This is a genomic window from Hoeflea ulvae (assembly GCF_026619435.1).
Taxonomy (GTDB): domain Bacteria; phylum Pseudomonadota; class Alphaproteobacteria; order Rhizobiales; family Rhizobiaceae; genus Hoeflea; species Hoeflea ulvae.
Genome location: NZ_JAOVZQ010000001.1, coordinates 53626 through 75655, shown reverse-complemented (window position 1 = coordinate 75655; position 22030 = coordinate 53626). Strand labels below are relative to the sequence as shown.

The window sequence follows — 22030 nt, the reverse complement described above, 5'->3', positions numbered from 1 at the left end:
GCCCGGACCATTGGCCCGAGGGCGGGGAAGAGAATTGACGGGACCGCAGGCAAGCGCGCAGGAAACGGATATCATCAAGGCGCGGCGCGTGCTCGGCCGCCGCAATCTGGTGTTTGTCGGCCTGATGGGGGCTGGAAAGTCGGCCATCGGCCGGCTGGTGGCGCAGATGCTCGAAATCCCGTTTGTCGATTCCGATCACGAGATCGAGCGGGTGTCACGGATGACGATTCCCGAGCTTTTCGAAAGCTACGGCGAACCGGAATTCAGGGCGCTGGAGGCGCGGGTGATCCGGCGGCTGCTCAGGACCGGGCCACGGGTGCTGTCGACCGGCGGCGGTGCGTTCATGAATGACGCGATCCGCGCCACTGTGCTGAGCAACGGGCTCTCGGTCTGGCTCAAGGCGGATCTCGATGTGCTGTGGACGCGGGTCAACAAGCGCGGCAGCCGCCCGCTGCTGAAGACCGCCAATCCCGGGCAAACACTCTCCGACCTGCTGGATCTGCGCTACCCGGTCTATGAGAAGGCGGATGTGACGGTTCAGTCACGAGACGCTGCCAAGGAAACAATCGCCGCCGAAACAGTCGCTGCAATTGCCAGCCTGGACGGTGGCCAGGAAACGGTGCCAAACCCATGACCCAGACCCAGCCTCGTGAAACCGTGCGCGTCGATCTTGCCGAACGCAGCTATGATATCGTCATCGGCCCTGGATTGATCGCCCAGGCCGGAGCCGAAATCGCGGCGCGCTCGCCGGGCATCCGCTGTGCGGTGATCACCGATCGCAATGTCGCTGCCGCCCATCTTGACGCATTGCTGGCAAGCCTTGCCGCCGGCGGCATCGAGGCGGCGCCGCTGGTTCTCGAGCCGGGGGAGAAGACCAAGCGATTCGACGAGCTGATCCGGGTCTGCGATCATGTGCTGGGCGCGCGGCTCGAGCGCGGCGATGCGGTGGTGGCTCTGGGCGGCGGCGTGATCGGCGATCTCTCCGGCTTTGCCGCCGGCATCGTGCGGCGCGGCATGGGCTTCATCCAGGTTCCGACCAGCCTGCTCGCCCAGGTCGATTCCTCGGTCGGCGGCAAGACCGGGATCAATTCGTCGCATGGCAAGAACCTGATCGGCGTCTTCCACCAGCCGGACCTGGTGCTGGCCGACACCGATGTGCTCGATACGCTGCCGCTGCGCGAGTTTCGCGCCGGCTATGCCGAGGTGGCGAAATACGGCCTGATCGACCGGCCGGAGTTTTTCTCCTGGCTGGAGAAAAACTGGCGCGAGGTGTTTTCCGGCGGGCCGGCGCGCATCCAGGCGATTGCCACGGCCTGCCAGGCCAAGGCCGAGGTGGTTGCCGCCGACGAACGCGAGCATGGCGCGCGAGCGCTGCTCAATCTAGGTCACACATTCGGCCATGCGCTGGAGGCTGCGACCGACTATGATGGCCGGCGGCTGGTGCATGGCGAAGGCGTAGCCATCGGCATGGTGCTGGCGCATGAATTCTCGGCCCGGATGAACCTGGCCAGCCCCGATGATGCGGCACGGGTCCGGCACCATCTCGATGAGGTTGGCTTGCCGACCCGGATGTCGGATATTGAAGGTGGGCTGCCGGCAACCGATATACTGATGAAAGCCATTGCGCAGGACAAGAAGGTCAGGCGCGGTGATCTGACCTTCATCCTGACGCGCGGAATCGGCCAATCCTTCATTGCCGACAATGTGCCGGTGGACGAGGTTTTTCGATTCCTTGAGGACAAGCGGGCATCATGATGCTGGATACAATCATCGCAACCGTGACCGAACACGGGCTCACCATCCTGGCGATCCTGGTGCTGATCGGCTTGTCGGGATTCTTCTCGGGGTCCGAGACGGCGCTGACCGCGGCGTCGCGGGCGCGCATGCATTCGCTCGAGACCAGCGGCGATGACCGCGCGGCCACCGTCAACACGCTGATCGAGCGCAAGGACCGGCTGATCGGTGCGCTGCTGATCGGCAACAACCTGGTCAATATCCTGGCCTCGGCGCTGGCGACCAGCGTGCTGTTGTCGATCTTCGGTGATTCGGGCGTGGCGGTGGCGACCCTGACCATGACGCTGCTGCTGGTGATCTTCGCCGAAGTGCTGCCCAAGAGCTGGGCAATCTCGACGCCGGACAGGTTCGCCATGGTCGTGGCGCCGGTGGTCAAGGCTTTCGTTGTCGTCGTCGGTCCGATGTCGAGTTTCATCAACTGGATCGTGCGTCACATCATGTCGCTGTTCGGCATCACCTTCGCGTCGGAAACCTCGATGCTCTCGGCGCATGAGGAAATCCGCGGCGCCGTCGATCTGCTTCACCGTGAAGGATCGGTGATCAAGGCCGACCGCGACCGGCTCGGCGGCTTGCTCGACCTGGGCGAGCTGGAAGTCTCCGACGTGATGATCCACCGCACCTCGATGCGGATGCTCAATGCCGACGACACGCCGGAGGTCAATGTCCGGGCGGTGCTGGAAAGCCCCTATACAAGGATGCCGATCTGGCGCGGCTCGACCGACAACATCATCGGCATCATTCACGCCAAGGACGTGTTGCGGGTGCTTGCCGACGTCGCCAACGAACCGCACCGGATGGATGTCGTCAAGATTGCCCAGAAACCCTGGTTCGTGCCCGACACAACCAGCGTGCCCGACCAGCTCAACGCGTTCTTGCGCCGCAAGGCGCATATCGCGATCGTGGTCGACGAGTATGGCGAAGTCGAAGGGCTGGTCACGCTGGAGGACATTCTGGAGGAGATTGTCGGCGACATCGCCGATGAGCATGATGCCGAGGTCCGAGGAGTCCGGCAGGAAGCCGACGGGTCGATCGTCGTTGACGGGTCGGTGCCGATCCGCGACCTCAACCGGGCGCTCGACTGGTCATTGCCCGATGACGAGGCGACCACCGTGGCAGGGCTTGTGATTCACGAATCGCAGACGATTCCAGAGGAAAAGCAGGCCTTCACCTTCCACGGCAAGCGCTTTGTGGTGATGAAGCGGGAGCGCAACAGGATCACACGGCTGAGGATACGGCCGGCAGACACGGTGTGACGCGTCAGCGCAAGGCCGGACGAAGGGCTTACCAGCGGGTCGGCTCGCCCGGAGCGGAGGCTTCGACGGCCATGGCGTGAAGCCCGCTGTCGAGCTCGTCCTTGAGCAATTCGTTGACGGCGCGGTGGCGCTGGATGCGGGACAGGCCGGAAAAGGCGGGGGCGACGATGCGGATCCGGAAATGGGTTTCGCCGGTGCCGTCGAAGGAGCCGTGCGCATCGCTGTCGGAATTGTGATGGCCCGCATGCAGGTGACTTTCGTTGATCACCACCAGCCGTTCGGGCTGGAAACGTGTCGTCAGGGCTGTTTCAATGCGGTTCTGGCGGGACATGAAGGCGCTCCTGGGGGTTCTGTGTCTGTCAGGCAATCAACAAGGTGAGCCCCTGCAGACCATAATCCGGTCACAAAAACCGGCTGTCACGATTTGCGTGGTGGCATTCGAAGCCGAGACGGAGTACTCAGCTTGAATCTTTCTTGTCAATCCTTGTTCGTTAAGTGCGGAGCATCATAATCGTCGATATGAAACTGGATTCCAAATATTTTGACAGCATTCGCGTCCGCCGCAAGGGCGCGAAGAAGGCTGAACCCACTGTCCCTGAGTGTCAGTGGGATGGCTGCGCCAAACCCGGCGCGCATCGCGCCCCCGTGGGCCGCGACGCGGAGGGGCAGTACTTCATGTTCTGCGTCGACCACGCGCGCGAGTACAACAAGGGCTACAATTATTTCTCGGGCCTGTCCGATGGCGAGATCGCGCGCTACCAGAAAGAGGCCCTGACCGGGAACCGGCCAACCTGGAAGATGGGGGTTGACCGGTCGGCCGAAAGCGGCCCGACACAGTCGACCGCGAAATCGGGTTCCGCCAGTTCGCAGGCGCGGATGCGCGACCCGCACGGCTTCATCAACGAGACCCGTCCGCACCGGCCGGTGCGCGCCCGCAAGGTCAAGACGCTGGAGGCGAAGGCGTTCGACACGCTCAGCCTGGCCGCGAATGCGACATCGACGGAGATCAAGGCGCGCTACAAGGATCTGGTCAAACAGCACCACCCGGATGCCAATGGCGGAGACCGCGGTTCGGAGGACAGATTCCGGGCCGTCATCCAGGCCTACCAATTGTTAAAGCAGTCTGGTTTCTGCTAAGCGAACAGTCTAAGCAGGATCGGACAGGAGAGACGGCCAGCGAGCTTGAAAGCCAGGCCTTGGAGACATGATGAGCAAGATCGACCTCGACATAACCAACCTGCCCGACACCACCGTCAATGTGCGTGAGGTGTTTGGCATTGATTCGGACATCTCTGTCCCGGCCTACAAGGAGCGCGACTCCTATGTGCCTGACCTGGATCCGGATTACCTGTTTGACCGCGACACCACGCTCGCCATTCTCGCAGGCTTTGCCCACAACCGCCGGGTGATGGTCTCCGGCTATCACGGCACCGGCAAGTCGACCCATATCGAACAGGTTGCCGCCCGGCTCAACTGGCCCTGCGTGCGCGTCAATCTCGACAGCCATGTCAGCCGCATCGATCTCGTCGGCAAGGACGCCATCGTGGTGCGCGACGGGCTGCAGATCACCGAATTCAAGGACGGGATCCTGCCCTGGGCCTATCAGCACAATGTCGCGCTGGTGTTTGACGAATATGACGCCGGCCGCCCGGACGTGATGTTCGTGATCCAGCGGGTGCTGGAATCCTCGGGCCGCCTGACATTGCTCGACCAGAGCCGCGTCATCCGGCCACACCCGGCATTCCGCCTGTTCGCCACCGCCAACACCGTTGGCCTGGGCGACACCACCGGACTCTATCACGGCACCCAGCAGATCAACCAGGCGCAGATGGACCGCTGGTCGATCGTGACCACGCTGAACTATCTGCCGCATGACCAGGAGGTCGACATCGTCGCCTCCAAGGTCAAGGAATTCGCCAAGGGCGACGGTCGCGACACGATCTCGCGCATGGTGCGGGTGGCCGACATGACCCGGTCCTCCTTCATCAATGGCGATCTGTCGACGGTGATGAGCCCGCGGACCGTGATTACCTGGGCGGAAAACGCCGAGATCTTCGGGGACGTGGCCTTCGCCTTCCGTCTGACCTTCCTCAACAAGTGCGACGAGCTGGAACGCGCGCTGGTGGCTGAACACTATCAACGGGCGTTCGGCGTCGAGTTGAAGGAAAGCGCTGCCAATATCGTTCTCAGCGCCAGCGCCTGACGGATCCTGCCATGGCCGGACGCGGCGACAACACTCGACCAAAGCCAAATGGCACCGTAGACGCCGAGCCGTTCCGCCGGGCGCTGACGGGATGTGTCCGCGCGATTGCCGGTGACCACGAGCTCGAGGTCACCTTCGGCAATGACAAGCCGGGCATGTCCGCGGACCGGGTCCGGCTTCCCGACCTGCCCAAGCGGCCGACCCGCAATGACTTTGCCGTCACCCGCGGTCTTGGCGATTCGATGGCATTGCGCAAGGCCTGCCACGATGATGCAGTCCATGCCCGCATGGCACCGGAAGGCCCGGATGCCCGCGCCGTCTATGACGCCGTCGAGCAGGCCCGGGTCGAGGCCATCGGTGCGCGGCGGATGACCGGCGTCGGCGACAATCTCGCCTCGATGCTGGACGACAAGTACCAGCGGGCCAATTACAGCGGCATCGTCAGTCGGGAGGATGCGCCGCTTGAAGAAGCCGTGGCGCTGATGGTGCGCGAAAAGCTGACAGGCCGGGCGCCGCCGCAATCGTCCGGACAGGTTGTCGAGCTGTGGCGCGATTTCATCGAGGGCAAGGCCGGCACGGTACTCGACACGCTCGAGGGTTCGGTCGAGGACCAGCAGGCCTTTGCCCGCGTGGTGCGGGAAATGCTGTCGGCCATGGAGATGGCCGAGGATTACGGCGACGACGACAGCGAGCAGGAAGACCAGGACGAGGTGTCCGACGAGGATCAGCCGCGCAGCCAGGAAGAGAACGAGCAGTCATCCCAGGAGGATGCAGGTTCCGACGCAGCCCCGGCCGACGAGAACGAAGCCTCTGACGAGCAGATGGACACCGGCGAGATGGACGGCGCCGAAGCCGGCGACGACGACACCATCGACGACAGCGACGAGGATGCCGACACGCCGGGCGAAACCCGCAAGTCGAACGATCCCTTCGAGGATCTCAACACCAAGATCGACTACAAGGTGTTCACCACCGAGTTTGACGAGGAAATCTCGGCCGAGGAACTGTGCGAGGAAGCCGAGCTCGAGCGGCTGCGCGCCTTTCTCGACAAGCAACTGGCGCATCTGCAGGGCGTGGTCGGACGGCTGGCCAACCGGCTGCAGCGCCGGCTGATGGCGCAGCAGAACCGGGCCTGGGATTTCGATCTCGAGGAAGGCTATCTCGACAGCGCGCGGCTGACCCGGATGATCATCGACCCGATGCAGCCGCTGTCGTTCAAGATGGAACGCGACACCAATTTCCGCGACACCGTGGTGACGCTGCTGATCGACAATTCCGGCTCGATGCGGGGCCGGCCGATCACCGTGGCTGCCACCTGCGCCGACATCCTCGCGCGCACGCTGGAACGTTGCGGCGTCAAGGTGGAGCTGCTGGGCTTTACCACCAAGGCCTGGAAGGGCGGCCAGAGCCGCGAGAAATGGCTGACCGGCGGCAAGCCGGCAACGCCGGGCCGGCTCAATGATTTGCGTCACATCGTCTACAAGTCCGCCGACGCACCCTGGCGCCGGGCGCGGCGCAATCTCGGTCTGATGATGCGCGAAGGCCTGCTCAAGGAAAACATCGACGGCGAAGCGCTGATCTGGGCGCATTCGCGGCTGACCAAGCGGCCCGAGCAGCGCAAGATCCTGATGATGATCTCCGATGGCGCGCCGGTCGATGATTCGACCTTGTCGGTCAATCCGGGAAATTATCTCGAGCGGCATTTGCGGGCGGTGATCGAGGAGATCGAAACCCGCTCTTCGGTCGAATTGCTCGCCATCGGGATCGGTCATGACGTGACCCGCTATTACCGCCGCGCGGTGACAATTGTCGATGCCGAGGAACTGGCCGGCGCCATGACCGAGCAGCTGGCGGCGCTGTTTGCCGATGAAGGTGGCGATCCCAAGGCCCGTGGCGGGCGCAAGCGGGCGTGAGCGCCGCCAGGGTCATGGTCCGGCTGGGGCTGATCGCCGGCGTTGTTGCGCTGCTGACCGCCACCACGGCGCTACCGCTTCGCGCAGATGATGAAACACTGCAGATCCGCTCGCGGCTGATCCCGAATTTCAGGGTCGGGTCGGACGAGATCCGCTTCGGCGCTTTCGAGTTTACCGGCGGTCTGGAGCTGAGCTCCTCACACCAGTCGCTGGGAGCGATGTCCGCGATCCGGCTGGCTGAGGACAGGGGCCGGTTTCTCGGCGTCATGGACACGGGCAACTGGTATGCCGGGCGGTTCGAGCGTGACGACAAGGGCAGGCTGATCGGGGTGACGGATTTCTCGGTCTCGCCGATCATCGGCGCGAATGGCGACAGCTCGGACGAAAAATGGAAATTCGATGCCGAGGGGCTGGCCCTGCGCGGCGACGAGGCGCTGGTCAGTTTCGAACGGGTGAGCCGCGTGGATATCTATCCGGCCATGGCGCCGGGCAAGTCCAAACCGCTCGGCTCGCTCCCGGTGGTGATCCCGCTCAAGGAACTTCGCCACAATCGCGGGCTCGAAGCCATTGCGGTGGCGCCACCGGCCTCTCCGCTGGCAGGCGCCGTCATTGCGGTATCGGAAAAAAGTCTCAACGCCAGCGGCGATATCTATGCGGCGATCCTCAGTGGCCGTTCCACCGGGGTGTTCTTCGTCAAGCGCCATCCGCCTTTTGATGTCACCGATGGCGATTTCCTGCCCAATGGCGATCTGCTGCTGCTTGAACGCCGCTTCTCGATCGCCGAAGGCGTCGGTATGCGGATTCGCAGGATCGACGGCAGCCGCTTGGGCGTGGGCAACCTGGTGGACGGTCCGGTCATTCTGGAAGCCGATTTCGGCGATCAGATCGACAATATGGAAGGGCTGGATGTCAGCACCGATGCCGAAGGCCAGATCTATGTCACGCTGGTCTCTGACGACAATCACTCGATCCTGCAACGGAACCTGATTCTCGAGTTCCGCTACATGGGCGAGGCGAAGTAGGCCGGGATAGCCGGATCAGGCGCGGCGCTCTGCGGCCAGAACCGGCATCAGCATGCCATAGGGCGCCAGCATGGCGAGCCCGACGATCATCTTGACACCGAGGTCGCCCAGGGCCCAGGACAGCCAGCGCGGCGCCTCCAGGGCGAACAGGCCGAGCAATGGCGCGGCTTCGCTGGCGAATGCGTCGCCGGGGCCGATGATGCCCCCGGCTTGCGAGAAGGCCAGGCTGAAAAAGATGAGCGTGTCGAGGCTTGAGCCGATGATCGTGGAGACCAGCGGCGGCAGCCACCAGACCCGGTTGCGCAGCCGGTCGAAGATCGAGACGTCGAGAAGCTGGGCCACCAGGAATGCCGAGCCCGATGCCACGGCGATGCGCGGCGTGGCCAGCCAGACCGACAAGGCGACGGCGATGACAAAGCCGGAAAACACCACGATGCGGGCGGTCTGCGGGCCGAACCGGCGGTTTGCCAGGTCTGTCACCAGGAAGGCGATCGGATAGGTGAAGGCGCCCCAGGTCAGCAGGTCGGCGAGATTGAGCGCGCCGAGCGTGACATCAACCGGGAACTGGACCAGGAAGTTCGAGGCCACGACAACAGCGGCCATGACCGCCATGAACGGGAGTATGGAAGTGATCATTCGCATTTTTTTATCCTGGGTTGATGCCACCAGCGGAAAAACATGAAGGCGGGCCAGAGGCCCGCCATCATAAACGATAAAACGTCAGCCCTGCTCAGGCGGCAACGTTTTCGACAAGCTTCTTGGCGATCTGCCGCTTGAGCAAGCGGGCGCGCATCGAAAGCTCAGCATCCTTGGCCTTGGTCAGGAATGCGTCGAGGCCGCCACGATGTTCAACCGTACGCAGGGCGTAGGCAGAAATACGAAGACGGTAACGCTGGCCAAGTGCGTCGGAGATCAGCGTCACGTTGCACAGGTTCGGCAAGAACCGGCGACGTGTCCGGTTGTTGGCGTGGCTGACATTGTTTCCAGACTGAACAGCCTTGCCGGTCAATTCACAGCTGCGGGACATATTGCACCTATTATCTCTTGCCGGCGGACGGGCCGAGCCAAACTTGAGGCTCACCCAAAGGACCGCAGGCCTTTATCGGAAGTCGCGTGTCTATAGTCAGACCAGCGGGCCGCGTCAAGCCGGGAAGGCGGCGAAACCGGCTAATGTGTGGTCCGGGAGCCATCATAGCTGATTTTTGTCGCCGCAGGCATGGAAATGACGCAATCTGCGACAAGCCTGATCGCGTCCGCATGCCGGTGAACCAGCCGGGGCGCGATGGATGTGCCCGCTTCGATCTCCCGGCAAGGCTGACCGGGGGAGGGTGTCACCTGGTTGAGAATGGAGAACATGCATGGGTCGCGCCGGAACCGTCTTTGCAGCCCTGACCGGGGCGATGCTGCTGGTGCCAGCCTGGCAGGGACATGCCGTGGCGGAGCCGGTCACGATCCGGTCCGAATATTCAGTGACGCTGATCGGTTTTCCGGTGGCCTATGCCAGCTTTGTCACGGTGATCGACGGCAGGTCCTATGAGATCACCGGAGAAATGCGCACCTCGGCGCTGTCCGACATCATATCAAAGGCGCGCGGCGAGGCCAGCGTGACGGGTAAGCTGACCAAGGACAGGTTGCTGGCGTCGAACTTCCGGGTTGCCTATTCCACCGACAAGCGGGCGCACCGGATCGGCATCAAGTTCGATGGCGGCGGCAACGTGACATCGGCGACCAATTTTCCGAAGCCGAAAAAGGCATCGGCGGACTGGGTGCCGGTATCGGCCGCGGATCTGCGCGCGGTGCTCGATCCGCTCTCGGGCATGGTGTTTCCGGCCGGCTCGAAGGTCTGTCCGCGCAGCCTGCCGATCTTTGACGGCCAGTCGCGGGTGACGCTGCATCTGACCCCCAAGGGCGTGCGCCCCTTCCGGACCAAGGGCTTTGCCGGTGATGCCATCGTCTGCGCCATCCGCTTCGATCCCAAATCCGGGTACCGGACGGGATCTTCCGGAATCCGATATCTGCGCGAGCTCAAGACAATGGAGGTCTGGTACGCCAAGCACGAGCCGGGCGGGTTTTACGCACCGGTCTATGCCAAGGTGCCGACAAAAATCGGACAGGTCATCGTTGCGGCCACCCGATTTGGCGGCTAAGCCCTGCAATTGACAATCTGACCAGGCAGGGGCGCAACCGCATCGCGGCAGGCGCGGGGGACGACGTTTGACGAACATTCCGACATTGATCGGCTTTTCAGCCGTAATGATGTGGTCGGCGCTGGCGGTCCTGACCGCGGCTTCGGGCACAATGCCGCCATTTCAGCTCTCCGCGATCTGCTTTCTGATCGGCTCGCTGATCGGGCTGGCAGCGATGATCCGCGAACCGGCCCGGTTCAAGGCGTTCCGGCAGCCGGCCAAGGTGTGGGCGCTCGGCCTGTTCGGCCTGTTCGGCTATCACTTTCTCTATTTCACCGCCCTGAGAAACGCGCCCGCCGTGGAGGCCGGGTTGATCGCCTATATGTGGCCGCTGCTGATCGTGGTCGGCTCGGCCCTGCTACCGGGCGAACGGCTAGGCTGGCACCATGTGGTCGGTGCGCTGATGGGGCTCGCGGGAACCGCGCTGATCCTGACCGGCGGGGCGGAAGGGGAATTTGGCGGCGGCAGCCTGCTCGGTTACGGGGCAGCAGTGCTGTGCGCGCTGACCTGGTCGGCCTATTCGCTGATTTCACGGCGCTTCGGGGCAATCTCGACCGATGTCATTGTCGGCTTCTGCATGATCTCGGCGGTGTTCTCGGCGCTGTGCCACCTGCTGCTGGAAACCACCATATGGCCTGACACCACCGGTCAGTGGCTGGCGGTGCTCGGTCTTGGCCTCGGTCCGGTCGGGCTGGCGTTTTATGCCTGGGATTACGGGGTCAAGAAGGGCGATATCCAGGTTCTGGGCGTGGCAAGTTACGCGGCACCGCTGCTGTCGACACTGATCCTGATCCTGTTCGGCCATGGCCAGGCGACCTTCGGCATTCTGCTTGCCTGTCTGCTGATCACCGGCGGTGCCTTTCTGGCGGCCAAGGACTTTCTGCGGGGGAAGGCGAAGCCTTGACCGGATTTCTGCAAACCCTTGCGCTTCGGGAAATTCTCCTTTTGGCGGTCTCGGGCCTTGGCTTCATCCTGTATCTGGCCATGCTCGACCGGCCGACCTCGCTTGTGCGGACCGTGGCCAAGACGCTGGCTGTGGCCGCGCTGGCGGGGCTGACGCTGGTTGCGGGCGGGCCGAAGCTGCTGGCGCTGGCACTGATCTTGTCGGCGCTTGGCGACGCGTTCCTGGCGCATGAGGGCGATGTGGCGTTTCTGGGCGGGCTCGGCAGTTTCCTCGCCGCGCATGTGGCCTATGCGGTGCTGTTTTTGTCGTCAGGTCCCGGGCTTGCCACGGCACCGCTGCCCGGCCTGCTGGCGGTGGCGGGCTTCGCGCTGGTGATGGGGTTCGTGATGGTGCGCAAGGCCGGACCGCTGGCGCTGCCGGTGGCGGCCTATGTGCTGGCGATCGCGGTGATGGGGCTGGGCGGCGTCACGCTTGGCGGACTGGTGCTGCTCGGCGTGGGGCTGTTCATGGCGTCTGACGCCATTGTGGGGTCGGAGAAATTCCTCATGGCCGAGGCAAGCCGGTTGCGGCGGCTGAGCAGCCCGGCGGTGTGGATCCTGTATTATGCGGGCCAGGCCTTGATCACCCTTGGCCTTCTGGCCTGACCGGCGCGCCTTCAAAAGGTGACGGGCGCCAATCGGGCGGCGCCATTTCAAATTTGGAAAATTCAAATCCCGGCGCCACCGTGCAGCCGACCAGCGTCCACGCCCCGAGCGAGGCGGCGGTCTGCCAGCAATTGGCCGGCACGACAAGCTGCGGCCGTTCGCCCGCGACGAGGTTCATGCCGAGCCGGTGGGACTGGGCGTTGCAGCCGTCGGCGGATAATGTCAACGCCAGCGGTCCGCCACCGTACCAGTGCCAGATTTCGGCGGCATCGGTGACGCGGTGCCAGTGCGAGCAGTCGCCGCCTTCCAGCAGATAGTAGATCGCCGTCGAATGGCCGCGCTCGCCGCCTTCGGTGTCGCGGAAGGTTTCCTGGTACCAGCCGCCCTCGGGATGCGCGCGCATGTCGAGCGTGGCGATGATCTCGCGTGCGGTGAGGACCGGATCCATCATCAGAAATGATCCTTGCGCCGGCGCAGATCGGCAAAGACCTCGACGTCGCTGGCGGCCTCCATGCCGAGATGCCGGCGGATGGACGGATCGCCGCAGCGCATGAAGGGGTTGGTGCGCTTTTCAAAGCCGATGGTGGTCGGAAGGGTCGCGAGCCCCTTGGCGCGCATGTCTGTGATGTCTTCCATGCGTTTGGCGAGTTCGTCATTGTCGGGGTCGACGGTGACGGCGAAACGGCCATTGGACTGGGTGTATTCATGCCCGCAATAGACCCGGGTCTGGTCGGGAAGGTCGCCGAGACGGGCAAGCGAGCCGAACATGTCCTCGGGCGAGCCTTCAAACAGCCGGCCGCAGCCAAGCGCAAACAGCGTGTCGCCTGCAAACAGCAAATCCTCGTCCGCAATGTAGAAACAGATATGCCCCGCCGTATGGCCTGGCGTTGTGATGACCTTCACTGTTCTGCCGGCAAATTCGAATGTGTCGCCGTCACTGACCGTCTGGGTCAGACCGGCGATCTTGCCGGCCTCGGCGGACGGTCCAATGACTTTCGGCGAGTAGGCCTCCGCCAGGGCGGCAATGCCTTCGACATGATCCGGATGGTGGTGCGTGACCAGCAGATGGGTGAGTCGCCAGTTGCGCTGCCTGAGCTCATCGGCGATGACGGTTCCGTCCGGCGCGTCGATGCTGGCGGTTTCTCCGGTCAGCGGATCGTGCAGAAGGACGCCAAAATTGTCCTGCCGGCAGGAAAACTGGTCGATCATGAGGCTTGTCATCAGGTTCTCTCCGGGGCATTGAATCAGTTGCATGACCATAGCGACTGGCGCCCGATCCGTCACCTTGCCTGCCATTGCTCCCGTCGAGCAAAGGGCTTTTCGGGATTTTGCGCGCTGCCTGCTTGCGCCGGCCGTTGATCGTTTTCGGGTCGAAACGCCCATTGAAGAGGTATGGCTCCCATGAAGCTCTATTTCAGCAGAAATCCCAATCCGCGGCTGGCCGTCGCGGTTGCGCGATACCTCAAGGCGCCGGTCGAGTTCGAGTTTGCGGCGCCCTTTGCCCCCGGACAGGCCGAGCGGTTCTCGAAGCTCAATCCAAATCTGAGCATTCCGATCCTCGAGGAGAACGGCGCCACGCTCTGGGAAGCCGATGCGATCGCCTGCCGGCTTTCCCGTTCGGTGGATTCGGACTTCTGGCGGCGCGGAGACGACGAGCCCGACATGATCCGCTGGATCAGCTGGGGCAAGGCTCATTTTGTCCATGCCTGCGACATGGTGCATTTCGAACGCGGCACAAAGCAGCGCTACGGACTTGGGCCGATCGATCCGGCGAAGGTCGAAGAGGGGCTGCGCCAGTTCCGAGGCGCCACCGAGATTCTGGAAGCGCAGCTGACCGGGCGGGACTGGTTGAGCGGGACGTCGCCATCCTATGCGGATTTTCGCATGGCGACCTTCCTGCCCTTCAATGACATCGCCCGATTGCCGCTCGACGGGCTGGATGCGGTGAACCGCTGGCATGCCCGCCTTCAGGATCTTCCCGCCTGGAGCCGGCCCTTCGACGGGCTGGACGCGCCGGACCTGCCGCCAGTTCCGGGCTGACCGAAACCTCGATTTTGCCGGTGTTCGGCCCTTGCCGCGGGTGTTACTCTGCCGGCTTGTTCATAGGAAACGCGCGGGCAATCCGTCATGCATGCCGATATCGTTGATCTCAGACAGTTCTATCATTCGCGGCTCGGCCTGCTTGCCGAACAGTCCGTGGCCATGGCGCTGTCCTCGATCTGGGCCAATCTGCCCGGCGAGAGATTGATGGGGCTTGGCTATGCGGTGCCCTATCTCGACCGGTTCGGTCCCGATGCCGAGCGGGCATTCGCCTTCATGCCTGCCGGGCAGGGGGCCGTGAACTGGCCGGTCGGCGGGCCATCGGCCACGGCTCTGGTGTTTGACGAGGAACTGCCGCTGCCCGATGCCTCGCTCGATCGCATCCTGATGGTGCATTCGCTGGAATTTGCCGAAAACCCGCGCGAGACGCTGAAGGAGCTCTGGCGGGTGCTGGCGCCGGGCGGCCGGCTGGTGATTGTCACGCCCAACCGCCGCGGCGTCTGGGCACGGTTCGAGCACACACCCTTTGGCGCCGGCAGACCCTATTCGCGCGGACAATTGGTCAGCATCCTGCGCGAGAGCAATTTCACCCCCGGCGCCTTTGCCGAGGCACTGCTGTTTCCGCCCTCCGAGCGTTCGGTGGTGCTGCGGCTGCATGGCATTCTGGAGCGGCTTGGCCGGCGGATGTGGCCGGTGTTTGCAGGCGTCATCATCGTCGAGGCGCAAAAACGGCTTTACCAGGGGCTGCCTGTGGCGGCGCGGGCGTCGCGCCGAGTGTTCGTGCCGGTGCTGTCACCGCAGACCTCCCGCGCCGTGCATCGCCGGGCCAAGACGCCCAACTGATCGCCACTCTCGACAAGACCGCTGGGAGCGGTTATTTCCGCCTGACCACGCCTGGTTTTTCGTTTGCAAGGAACCTTCATCATGAGCAGCTCAGAACGTCCCGCCCCCAAGCCGGGTGTCATGGATATCGCGGCCTATGTGCCGGGGCGTGAAACCGCGCATGGCGTGGCCAAGGTCTACAAGCTGTCATCGAACGAATCGCCGCTGGGTCCAAGCCCGATGGTCACGGAAGCCTTTGCGGCGCGCAATGTCGATCTGGCGACCTATCCGGATGGCTCGGCGCATGTGCTGCGGGAGGCCATTGCCCGCGCCTATGGCCTCAACCCCGGCAATATCCTGTGCGGCAACGGCTCGGACGAACTGCTCGGACTGCTGTGCCAGACCTATCTCGCGCCCGGCGACGAGGGCGTGTTCACCGAGCATGGCTTCTTGGTCTACAAGATCCAGATCATGGCGCAGGGCGCGACGCCCGTGACCGTGCCCGACACAGACCTGACCGCCGATGTCGATGCGATTCTCGGCGCGGTGACCGAGAAGACCAAGATCGTCTTCCTGGCCAATCCGAACAATCCGACCGGAACCTATATCCCGGTCAATGAGGTGCGGCGCCTGCATGCGGGACTGCCGGGCCATGTCATTCTGGTTCTCGACGCGGCCTATGCCGAATATGTCCGCCGCAATGACTACGAAGCCGGCATCGAGCTGGTCTCGGCCAACACCAATGTGGTGATGACCCGGACATTCTCGAAGATCCATGGGCTTGCCGGGCTGCGGATCGGCTGGATGTATGCGCATGAGGCGATCGTCGATGCCTGCAACCGGGTGCGCGGTCCGTTCAACGTCAACGCGCTTGCGATCATTGCAGGTGCGGCAGCGATCGGCGACCGGGCCCATGTCGAGCGTGCGGTCGAGCACAATGAGGCCTGGCTGGGCCGCGTCAGCGAAGTGCTTGAAGCCTTGGGCCTGACGGTGACGCCGTCGGTCGGCAATTTCGTGCTGATGCATTTTCCCGCAACAGCGGGCAAGACGGCTGCGGAAGCCGACGAGTTTCTCTGCTCACGGGGTTACATTTTGCGGCGGGTGTCGGGATATGGCCTGCCGGACGCCTTGCGGATGACCATCGGCAGTGAAGAAGCCAATCTCGGCGTGCTTGACGCGCTGAAGGAGTTCATGGCCTGACATCATGAGTAAAGCATTGTTTGAAAACATCACCCTGATCGGCATCGGCCTCATCGGTTCGTCCATAGCGCGCGTGGTGCGCGCCAAGGGGCTGGCCGATCATGTGACGATCGCCACCCGCAGTGCGGAGACGCTGGAGCAGGCGCGGACGCTGGGGCTGGGGGATGCCTATTTTCTCTCCAGCGCCGAAGCGGTCGCCAATGCTGATCTCGTGATCGTGTCGGTGCCGGTGGGGGCATCGGAGGCCGTGGCGCGCGAAATCGGCCCGCATCTCAAGCCCGGGGCCATCGTCACCGATGTCGGATCGACCAAGGCCTCGGTGGTCAAGCAGATGCAGCCGCATATGCCGGATCATGTCCACTTTATCGCCGGTCACCCGATTGCCGGTACCGAGCAGAGCGGCCCGGCGGCCGGATTTGCCGAACTGTTTGACGGCCGCTGGTGCATCCTGACCCCGTCGCCGGGCACGGACCAGCAGGCGATTGCCCGGCTCACCGGTTTCTGGGAAGCCTGCGGGTCCAAGGTCGACCAGATGGACCCCGAACACCATGACCTAGTGCTGGCGATCGTGTCGCATCTGCCGCACATTATCGCCTACAACATCGTCGGCACGGCCGATGATCTGGAGACCGTGACCGAATCCGAAGTGATCAAATATTCCGCCTCGGGTTTTCGCGATTTCACCCGGCTTGCGGCATCCGATCCGGTGATGTGGCGCGATGTCTGCCTGCACAACAAGGATGCCATTCTGGAAATGCTGGCGCGGTTCTCCGAGGATCTCTCCTCGCTGCAGCGCGCGGTTCGCTGGGGCGATGGCGAGCAATTGCTGGACCTGTTTACCCGCACCCGCGGCATCCGCCGGTCCATCGTCGAGGCCGGCCAGGACACCGAAGCACCGAACTTCGGCCGCAACGCGCCCAAGACGGACGTTCCGGGCGCTCCCGAATAGCGTTCAGAAGCCCGGCAATTCGCCCAGCGGAAACATGCCCAGCGAGACCCGGCTCTGGTCGAGCGTCAGCGGCAGGGTGATGGCATCATCGCCGGGCACCGTGTCCAGCGCCGAGAGCAGGGGGGCGAACCGGCCGATCAATCCGCCGATCTGCGGATCGAAACTTGCCGCCAGCTCGGTGAAGCGCTGCTGACCACGCACGGTCAGTTGCAGCGCGCCGGACAATCTTCCATCAGTGCCGACCTGGATCGGCCCGGAGATTTCGAGCGAGGATGCGTCGTCAAGCTCGATCGCCAGGCGATGGATCAGGGTCTCGACAATCCCTTCGGGCGCGACATAGGGCCTGTCGAGCAGACCGGCCTGTCCGGTCAGTGTCGCCTCGAGGCTGACGGCCTTCGCGCTCAGCCCGGTGATCAGACTGGTCTGAAGTTCCCCGCCATAGGAGGCGATGTCGAGGTCAGGGCCGTTGCGGCGGGCATGGGCGGTGATCCGCCCGGCCTGCAAGGACAGTTTCTGCGCCAGCACGATTCCGTCAATGTCGAAGCTGATGTTGCGGCCATCCAGCGAGCCGCGGTCGATGCCGTGCATGGCGGCAACGCCGCTTGCCTGCAGCACCTGCCAGTCGATGCGGACTTCCACTCCCGGCGCCGAGAGCGCCAGCGGGCCGTCGACTTCGGCGACGACATGGCCGGGCTTGTAGAATTGTGCCGCCGAGCGAAACGCGCCGGTGGTGGCGGCCACGCCATCGCCGGGGTGGGCATAGGAAAGCGTGTCGCAGAACACGCCGAAGCGGAAGGGGTAGCCGCGGATATCGGAATTGACGCAGTCGGCGCTGGCCTCGTCACCAGTCATTTCAGCCAAGGCTTCGGGCAGGTGGCTCTCGATCCGGGCTGCGAAAAGAAACCATGCGACCGTCCAAAGCAGGATTGCGCCGACAATTGCCGCAACCAGCCAGCCGAATTTTCGCGATGACGAGGCAGATGAGGTGGATGGCATTGCGTTCTCCTTGTGCGCCCTGCATTAAGGCATGACGGCGAAAGCCGGGCCGGGCCCGCCGATCGGACGCCTGGCTTGAAACCGGAATTTGCTTTGCTGCGTCGTGGTTGCCGCGCTGTACATATGGGCTCGGATATGGACGATTTTTGGGTGTTTGGCTACGGATCGCTGATGTGGCGTCCAGGTTTCGAGCATGAGGAAACAAGGCAGGCGCGATTGTTCGGGTTTCACCGTGCATTGTGCGTCCGCTCGTTCTTTCACCGTGGCACGCCGGAGCGGCCGGGACTGGTGCTCGGGCTTGATCGCGGCGGATCCTGCCATGGGGTCGCCTTCCGGATCCGGCCGGAAAACCGCAACGCGGTGATGGCCTATCTGCGCGAGCGCGAGCTGGTGACCCGGGTCTATGTCGAGACGTCCCGCAGGGTGCGGCTCAAGACCGGCCAGGATGTTCGCGCCGTGACCTATGTGGTCGACCGGTCCCACACCCAATATGCCGGCGCCCTTTCGATCGATGACGCCCTGCTCGGTGTTTCGGGCGCCGTGGGGCAATCCGGGCCGAACGAGGATTACGTGGTCAACACCGTCGACCATCTCAGGACCCTCGGCATTCACGACGCCCACCTGGAAGGGATTGCCGACCAGATCAGGCGTATGGGGCACCCGCTCTGATCAGCCCGAAACCTTGTTGGAGGCCAGTGCCTCGAGTTCGGCGAAGCGGCGACGGGCGTCTTCCCGCAGGGGGACCTGCGGATTGGCCTTGATGGTTTCGACCAGCAGCTTGTCGCTGGCGGTTTCCATCACGTCGACCAGTTTCTTCATGAAGGCGTCAGGGTCCATTCCGGCTTCGATCGGCGTCAGGATCTGCACCTTGAAATGTCCCGGATAGCGCAGGAACTTGCGGCGCGGCCAGAACAGGCCTGGATGCATAACCACCGGCACCACCGGCACCTTGAGATCACGGTAGAGCCGGGCAATACCGTATTTGTAGTTCGGCGGCGCACCGGCGGGCCGGCGGGTGCCTTCCGGGTAGATGATCAGCTGGCGGCCGCTTTCGATCTCGCGCTTGGTGCGTTTGAGCACTTCGGCCATGACCTTGCCCTTGGCGCCGCGATTGACCGGGACCATCCTCATCTTGAAGATGTACTGGCCAAAAAGCGGAATCCACTGCAGTTCACGCTTGAGAATGTAGACCGGGTCATTAAGCCAGGGCAGCAGCGCATAGGCATCCCAGAAAGACTGGTGCTTGGGGGCGAAGATATAGCCGCCCTCGGGGATGTTCTCGAGGCCTTCAATTTCAAACGTGGTGCCGACGATCTTCTCCTGCAGCCAGTGATTGGCCAGTGCCCAGTTTTTCGGCACGCTCCATGCTGCCTTGCGCTCGGCCAGGAAATAATAGGGCGAGAACACGATCATGCGCACGATCAGATTGATGTAGAAGGCGATGTTGAAGAGTATGGACCTGAGAACAATCATGGCGGCATCCGGATTCATGGTCGGCTCCGTCCGCACTTGCGCCGGAGCCCTGGACCCCGGTTACACCATTGACGGGCCGCCGAAAACCTGCCGGTCCGGAAAATCGGGACAGGCCGGAGCCAGGTGGTGTCAGTCGTAGGATATTCCCGCCGCCACGGGCGGCTTGACGCCGGCATCGGCGCGCAGGCCACTGGCGGTCTTGGCGCCGCTCCAGTTGCGCAGCCGGGCCAGGGAATATTTGGCATATTCCACCATGAGGGTGCGCAGCGCCACCGGGTCAGTGAGCCAGGTCTCGGTCTTGAGATCGGCATGGGTTACCGGGTAGGCAATGAAGGTCACGTCGGGGCTGGCCTGGGAGAGTTCCAGCAGGCTTCGCGGCATGTGGTAATTGTTGGTCACCACGAGGATCCGGTCGTAGCCGCGCTGGCGGATCCATCCGGCGGTTTCATTGGCATTGCCGATGGTGTCGAGCGCCTCATAGCCGATGTCGACGCAGCAGGCGAAGGTCGCCGATTTGGTTCCGGTGGCGCGGCGCAGCGCCGTGCCCGTGGTTGTCGGGTTGACGCCGGATATCAGCAGCCGCTCGCCGACGCCGTTTTCAAGCAGTTCCAGGGCCTGGTCGATTCGCTGGTAACCGCCGGTCAGGGCGACGATCGCGTCGACCTCGCCCGGCGTTCCGGTGGCCTTGAGTTCGGCGATGGTGTCAGTGAAGCGGAAAAAACCCATGGCGGTCAAGGCGATGCCGACGATGGCAGCGATGGTGACAATGCGCAGGCCGTGATGCCCCACACGCCGGAGGCGGTGGAGTGAATCAGACCTGATGGTTGCCGGCGGTGCCGGTTCGGGCGGTACGGTGTCCACGCTCATCATGCATGAATACTCCGAGATTCCGGCGAGGACCAGTCGGATTTGCGGCAAAAACCGGGCACGTCAACCAATTTCGGCCAGGGCCGGATCGGCGCGCTGCCGGTCGATCTCGCGGATGGTGCGGGTTACGGTCAGCCGGGTGGTGATCGCGGTCATGGCCGAGATCAGCACGACGATGCCGATGATGCCGACATAGCCGGCGCTGCTGAGGGTAAAGCGTCCGAACAGGGCCGTGACCTGGTCATTGAGCACGGTGGCCATGGTGTTGCTCTGCCACAGGCCGAGAAGCAGATAGGCAGCCGCCGCAACGCCGCCGCCGAAGGCCGCCCCCTTGAGGCCGATCAGCAGAAAGCGCTTCTGGAATTCCGAGGCGATGAAGCTCGTTTCGGCGCCGACGAAATGCAGCACTTCGACGATGTGGCGATTGCCGTCCATGGCGCCGCGGGTGGCGAAGATCACGGTCAGCATGGTGGTGGCAAACATCAGCGACAGGACGCCGACCCCGATGAAGACCGTGATCCGCGCCATCGAGATCAGCCGGCTCGCCCAGGCGCGATGATCATCGAGTGTGGCCGCGGGCACCGCATCGGCAAGGGTCTGCCGGATGGTGGCGAAATCCGGCGGCGCATTCTCGTCGATGGTGACGATGACCAGCCGCGGAACCGGCAGCTCATCCATGTCGAAGCCTTCGCCGAGCCAGGGTTCGAGCAGCCTGGCGGTCGAGGCCCGGTCGACGATATCGGCGCTCAGCGCGCCGGGAAAGGACAGCACGATGCTGCGTACCTGGGTCAATGCGGCCTCCATGTCGAGACCATCGGCGGGCTTGATCTGGATGGTGATTTCGCGGGAAATGTCGCCCTGCCAGGCCTCTGCCTTTTCCTGCACCATGGTGACGGCGCCCAGGGTGATGGCGCACAGGAACGACATGATGGCGATCACCACCATCAGGGCGCGCCCGGAGACATTGATTGGCGGCACGATCGGGGCCATGGGCCGCAGCGCGACCAGGCGTTCCTTCTTGCCGGTATCGCTTTTTCTCGGCGTCCGCTCAGTCATAAATGTCGAGCCGCCCTTCGGAAAGAATCATCCGGCGCGCATTGACCCGGTCCATCAGGCTCAGATCATGGGTCGCGATGACAACGGCGGTGCCGAGCCGGTTGAGTTCGATGAACAGATTGAGCAGGCGTTGGGCCATCGGCGGATCGACATTGCCGGTGGGTTCGTCCGCCAGCAGAATTTCGGGCTGGTCGATCAGGGCGCGGGCAATCGCCACGCGCTGTTTCTCCCCACCGGAGAGCACCGGCGGCAGGACATTGATTCGCTCCCCAAGCCCGACCCATTTGAGCAGTTCGATCACGTCGGAACGGTAGCTCGATTCGTCCTTGCCGCGCACCCTGAGCGGCAGCGCCACGTTCTCATAGGTGGTCATGTGATCAAGCAGGCGGAAATCCTGGAAGACGATGCCGATCCGGCGCCGCAACAAGGGCAGCTCCTCGCCGGGGATGACGGCGATGTCCCGGTCGAACATGCGAATCAGTCCGCGCGTCGGTTTCAGCGACATGAACAGCAGCCGCATCAATGTGGTCTTGCCTGCACCCGAGGGGCCGGTCAGGAACTGGAAGGATTTTTTCGGAATGTCGAAGGTCAAATCGCGCAGGACCTCAGGCCCCATACCATAGCGCAACCCGACATTTTCAAAATGGATCAACGGTCAATTCCTGTCGCGGTGGCCAATGCGCACAGTCGCCGGGCGTGGTTAATGCC

Annotated in this window: 25 protein-coding genes; 15 read left to right on the top strand and 10 right to left on the bottom strand. The window is 63.4% G+C overall.

All coding sequences use genetic code 11. From position 1 onward, the window contains the following. Positions 1-34 precede the first annotated feature (34 nt). The 3 genes from OEG82_RS00385 to OEG82_RS00375 are packed head-to-tail and all read left to right on the top strand — an operon-like array spanning position 35 to position 3047. A complete protein-coding gene (locus tag OEG82_RS00385; RefSeq protein ID WP_267610491.1) occupies positions 35-634 on the top strand; it encodes a shikimate kinase in 600 nt (199 codons plus the stop codon). Then, positions 631-1755, top strand: coding sequence for a 3-dehydroquinate synthase (aroB, locus tag OEG82_RS00380; protein WP_267610490.1), 1125 nt, complete (start codon positions 631-633; stop codon positions 1753-1755). Before OEG82_RS00385 ends, aroB begins: the two co-directional genes overlap by 4 nt. Continuing rightward, a complete protein-coding gene (locus OEG82_RS00375; protein ID WP_267614801.1) occupies positions 1755-3047 on the top strand; it encodes an HlyC/CorC family transporter in 1293 nt (430 codons plus the stop codon). Before aroB ends, OEG82_RS00375 begins: the two co-directional genes overlap by 1 nt. Before the next feature lie 28 nt (positions 3048-3075). Here the strand turns inward: OEG82_RS00375 and OEG82_RS00370 are convergent, their stop codons facing one another. Continuing rightward, positions 3076-3378: a BolA family protein gene (locus OEG82_RS00370; protein WP_047032054.1), complete on the bottom strand. Its 303-nt coding sequence runs from the start codon at positions 3376-3378 to the stop codon at positions 3076-3078. A gap of 179 nt (positions 3379-3557) precedes the next feature. Between OEG82_RS00370 and OEG82_RS00365 the strand changes: the two genes are divergently transcribed. The 4 genes from OEG82_RS00365 to OEG82_RS00350 all read left to right on the top strand — a co-directional run bounded on the left by OEG82_RS00365 (position 3558) and on the right by OEG82_RS00350 (position 8185). Continuing rightward, positions 3558-4184 (top strand): J domain-containing protein, encoded by a 627-nt coding sequence (locus OEG82_RS00365; RefSeq protein ID WP_156174703.1) that lies wholly within the window; start codon positions 3558-3560, stop codon positions 4182-4184. Positions 4185-4254: 70 nt separating this feature from the next. Further along, positions 4255-5250, top strand: coding sequence for a cobaltochelatase subunit CobS (gene cobS / locus OEG82_RS00360; RefSeq protein ID WP_267610489.1), 996 nt, complete (start codon positions 4255-4257; stop codon positions 5248-5250). 11 nt (positions 5251-5261) lie between these two features. Beyond that, a complete protein-coding gene (gene cobT, locus OEG82_RS00355; RefSeq protein ID WP_267610488.1) occupies positions 5262-7163 on the top strand; it encodes a cobaltochelatase subunit CobT in 1902 nt (633 codons plus the stop codon). Between the two features lie 14 nt (positions 7164-7177). Further along, positions 7178-8185, top strand: coding sequence for an esterase-like activity of phytase family protein (locus OEG82_RS00350; RefSeq protein ID WP_267614800.1), 1008 nt, complete (start codon positions 7178-7180; stop codon positions 8183-8185). A gap of 15 nt (positions 8186-8200) precedes the next feature. Here OEG82_RS00350 and OEG82_RS00345 read toward each other — a convergent pair whose 3' ends face one another. Both OEG82_RS00345 and rpmB read right to left on the bottom strand, forming a co-directional pair. Next, entirely contained in the window at positions 8201-8827 is a 627-nt protein-coding gene (locus tag OEG82_RS00345; protein ID WP_267610487.1) for a queuosine precursor transporter, read from the bottom strand. Positions 8828-8915: 88 nt separating this feature from the next. Beyond that, entirely contained in the window at positions 8916-9212 is a 297-nt protein-coding gene (gene rpmB, locus OEG82_RS00340; RefSeq protein ID WP_267614799.1) for a 50S ribosomal protein L28, read from the bottom strand. 331 nt (positions 9213-9543) lie between these two features. On the opposite strand from rpmB, the gene OEG82_RS00335 reads away from it, so the two are divergent. The 3 genes from OEG82_RS00335 (at position 9544) to OEG82_RS00325 (ending at position 11919) form a co-directional block, all read left to right on the top strand. Continuing rightward, the gene (locus OEG82_RS00335) at positions 9544-10332 is read left to right on the top strand and encodes a DUF3108 domain-containing protein (protein WP_267610486.1); all 789 of its coding nucleotides are present in this window, start codon (positions 9544-9546) and stop codon (positions 10330-10332) included. Positions 10333-10399: 67 nt separating this feature from the next. Further along, positions 10400-11275, top strand: coding sequence for an aromatic amino acid exporter YddG (yddG, locus tag OEG82_RS00330; protein ID WP_267610485.1), 876 nt, complete (start codon positions 10400-10402; stop codon positions 11273-11275). After that, entirely contained in the window at positions 11272-11919 is a 648-nt protein-coding gene (locus tag OEG82_RS00325) for a lysoplasmalogenase family protein (RefSeq protein WP_267610484.1), read from the top strand. The genes yddG and OEG82_RS00325 overlap by 4 nt, the downstream gene beginning before the upstream one ends. On the opposite strand, the gene OEG82_RS00320 is transcribed toward OEG82_RS00325, so the two are convergent. After that, complete coding sequence (locus OEG82_RS00320) at positions 11897-12370, bottom strand: cupin domain-containing protein (protein WP_425497493.1); 474 nt, start codon at positions 12368-12370, stop codon at positions 11897-11899. The two genes, OEG82_RS00325 and OEG82_RS00320, sit on opposite strands and share 23 nt — an antisense overlap. Next, entirely contained in the window at positions 12370-13140 is a 771-nt protein-coding gene (gloB, locus tag OEG82_RS00315; protein ID WP_267610483.1) for a hydroxyacylglutathione hydrolase, read from the bottom strand. The genes OEG82_RS00320 and gloB overlap by 1 nt, the downstream gene beginning before the upstream one ends. A 180-nt stretch (positions 13141-13320) precedes the next feature. Here gloB and OEG82_RS00310 point away from each other — a divergent pair, with 180 nt between their 5' ends. The 4 genes from OEG82_RS00310 (at position 13321) to OEG82_RS00295 (ending at position 16930) form a co-directional block, all read left to right on the top strand. After that, on the top strand, positions 13321-13959 hold the full coding sequence (locus tag OEG82_RS00310; protein ID WP_267610482.1) for a glutathione S-transferase family protein: 639 nt from the start codon (positions 13321-13323) through the stop codon (positions 13957-13959). Positions 13960-14046: 87 nt separating this feature from the next. Further along, entirely contained in the window at positions 14047-14802 is a 756-nt protein-coding gene (locus OEG82_RS00305; RefSeq protein ID WP_267610481.1) for a class I SAM-dependent methyltransferase, read from the top strand. An 81-nt stretch (positions 14803-14883) separates the two neighbouring features. Then, positions 14884-15981 (top strand): histidinol-phosphate transaminase, encoded by a 1098-nt coding sequence (hisC, locus tag OEG82_RS00300; protein ID WP_267610480.1) that lies wholly within the window; start codon positions 14884-14886, stop codon positions 15979-15981. Between the two features lie 4 nt (positions 15982-15985). After that, positions 15986-16930, top strand: coding sequence for a prephenate/arogenate dehydrogenase family protein (locus OEG82_RS00295; RefSeq protein ID WP_267610479.1), 945 nt, complete (start codon positions 15986-15988; stop codon positions 16928-16930). Between the two features lie 3 nt (positions 16931-16933). On the opposite strand, the gene OEG82_RS00290 is transcribed toward OEG82_RS00295, so the two are convergent. Next, on the bottom strand, positions 16934-17926 hold the full coding sequence (locus OEG82_RS00290; RefSeq protein WP_267610478.1) for a DUF2125 domain-containing protein: 993 nt from the start codon (positions 17924-17926) through the stop codon (positions 16934-16936). Positions 17927-18061: 135 nt separating this feature from the next. Between OEG82_RS00290 and OEG82_RS00285 the strand changes: the two genes are divergently transcribed. Next, on the top strand, positions 18062-18595 hold the full coding sequence (locus OEG82_RS00285) for a gamma-glutamylcyclotransferase (RefSeq protein WP_267610477.1): 534 nt from the start codon (positions 18062-18064) through the stop codon (positions 18593-18595). Here the strand turns inward: OEG82_RS00285 and OEG82_RS00280 are convergent, their stop codons facing one another. The 4 genes from OEG82_RS00280 to ftsE all read right to left on the bottom strand — a co-directional run bounded on the left by OEG82_RS00280 (position 18596) and on the right by ftsE (position 21974). Beyond that, on the bottom strand, positions 18596-19399 hold the full coding sequence (locus OEG82_RS00280; protein ID WP_267610476.1) for a lysophospholipid acyltransferase family protein: 804 nt from the start codon (positions 19397-19399) through the stop codon (positions 18596-18598). Positions 19400-19528: 129 nt separating this feature from the next. Further along, positions 19529-20269 (bottom strand): YdcF family protein, encoded by a 741-nt coding sequence (locus tag OEG82_RS00275; protein ID WP_267610475.1) that lies wholly within the window; start codon positions 20267-20269, stop codon positions 19529-19531. A 60-nt stretch (positions 20270-20329) separates the two neighbouring features. Beyond that, positions 20330-21322, bottom strand: coding sequence for a cell division protein FtsX (locus tag OEG82_RS00270; RefSeq protein ID WP_267610474.1), 993 nt, complete (start codon positions 21320-21322; stop codon positions 20330-20332). Continuing rightward, complete coding sequence (gene ftsE, locus OEG82_RS00265; protein ID WP_267610473.1) at positions 21315-21974, bottom strand: cell division ATP-binding protein FtsE; 660 nt, start codon at positions 21972-21974, stop codon at positions 21315-21317. Before ftsE ends, OEG82_RS00270 begins: the two co-directional genes overlap by 8 nt. Between the last annotated feature and the right edge of the window lie 56 nt (positions 21975-22030).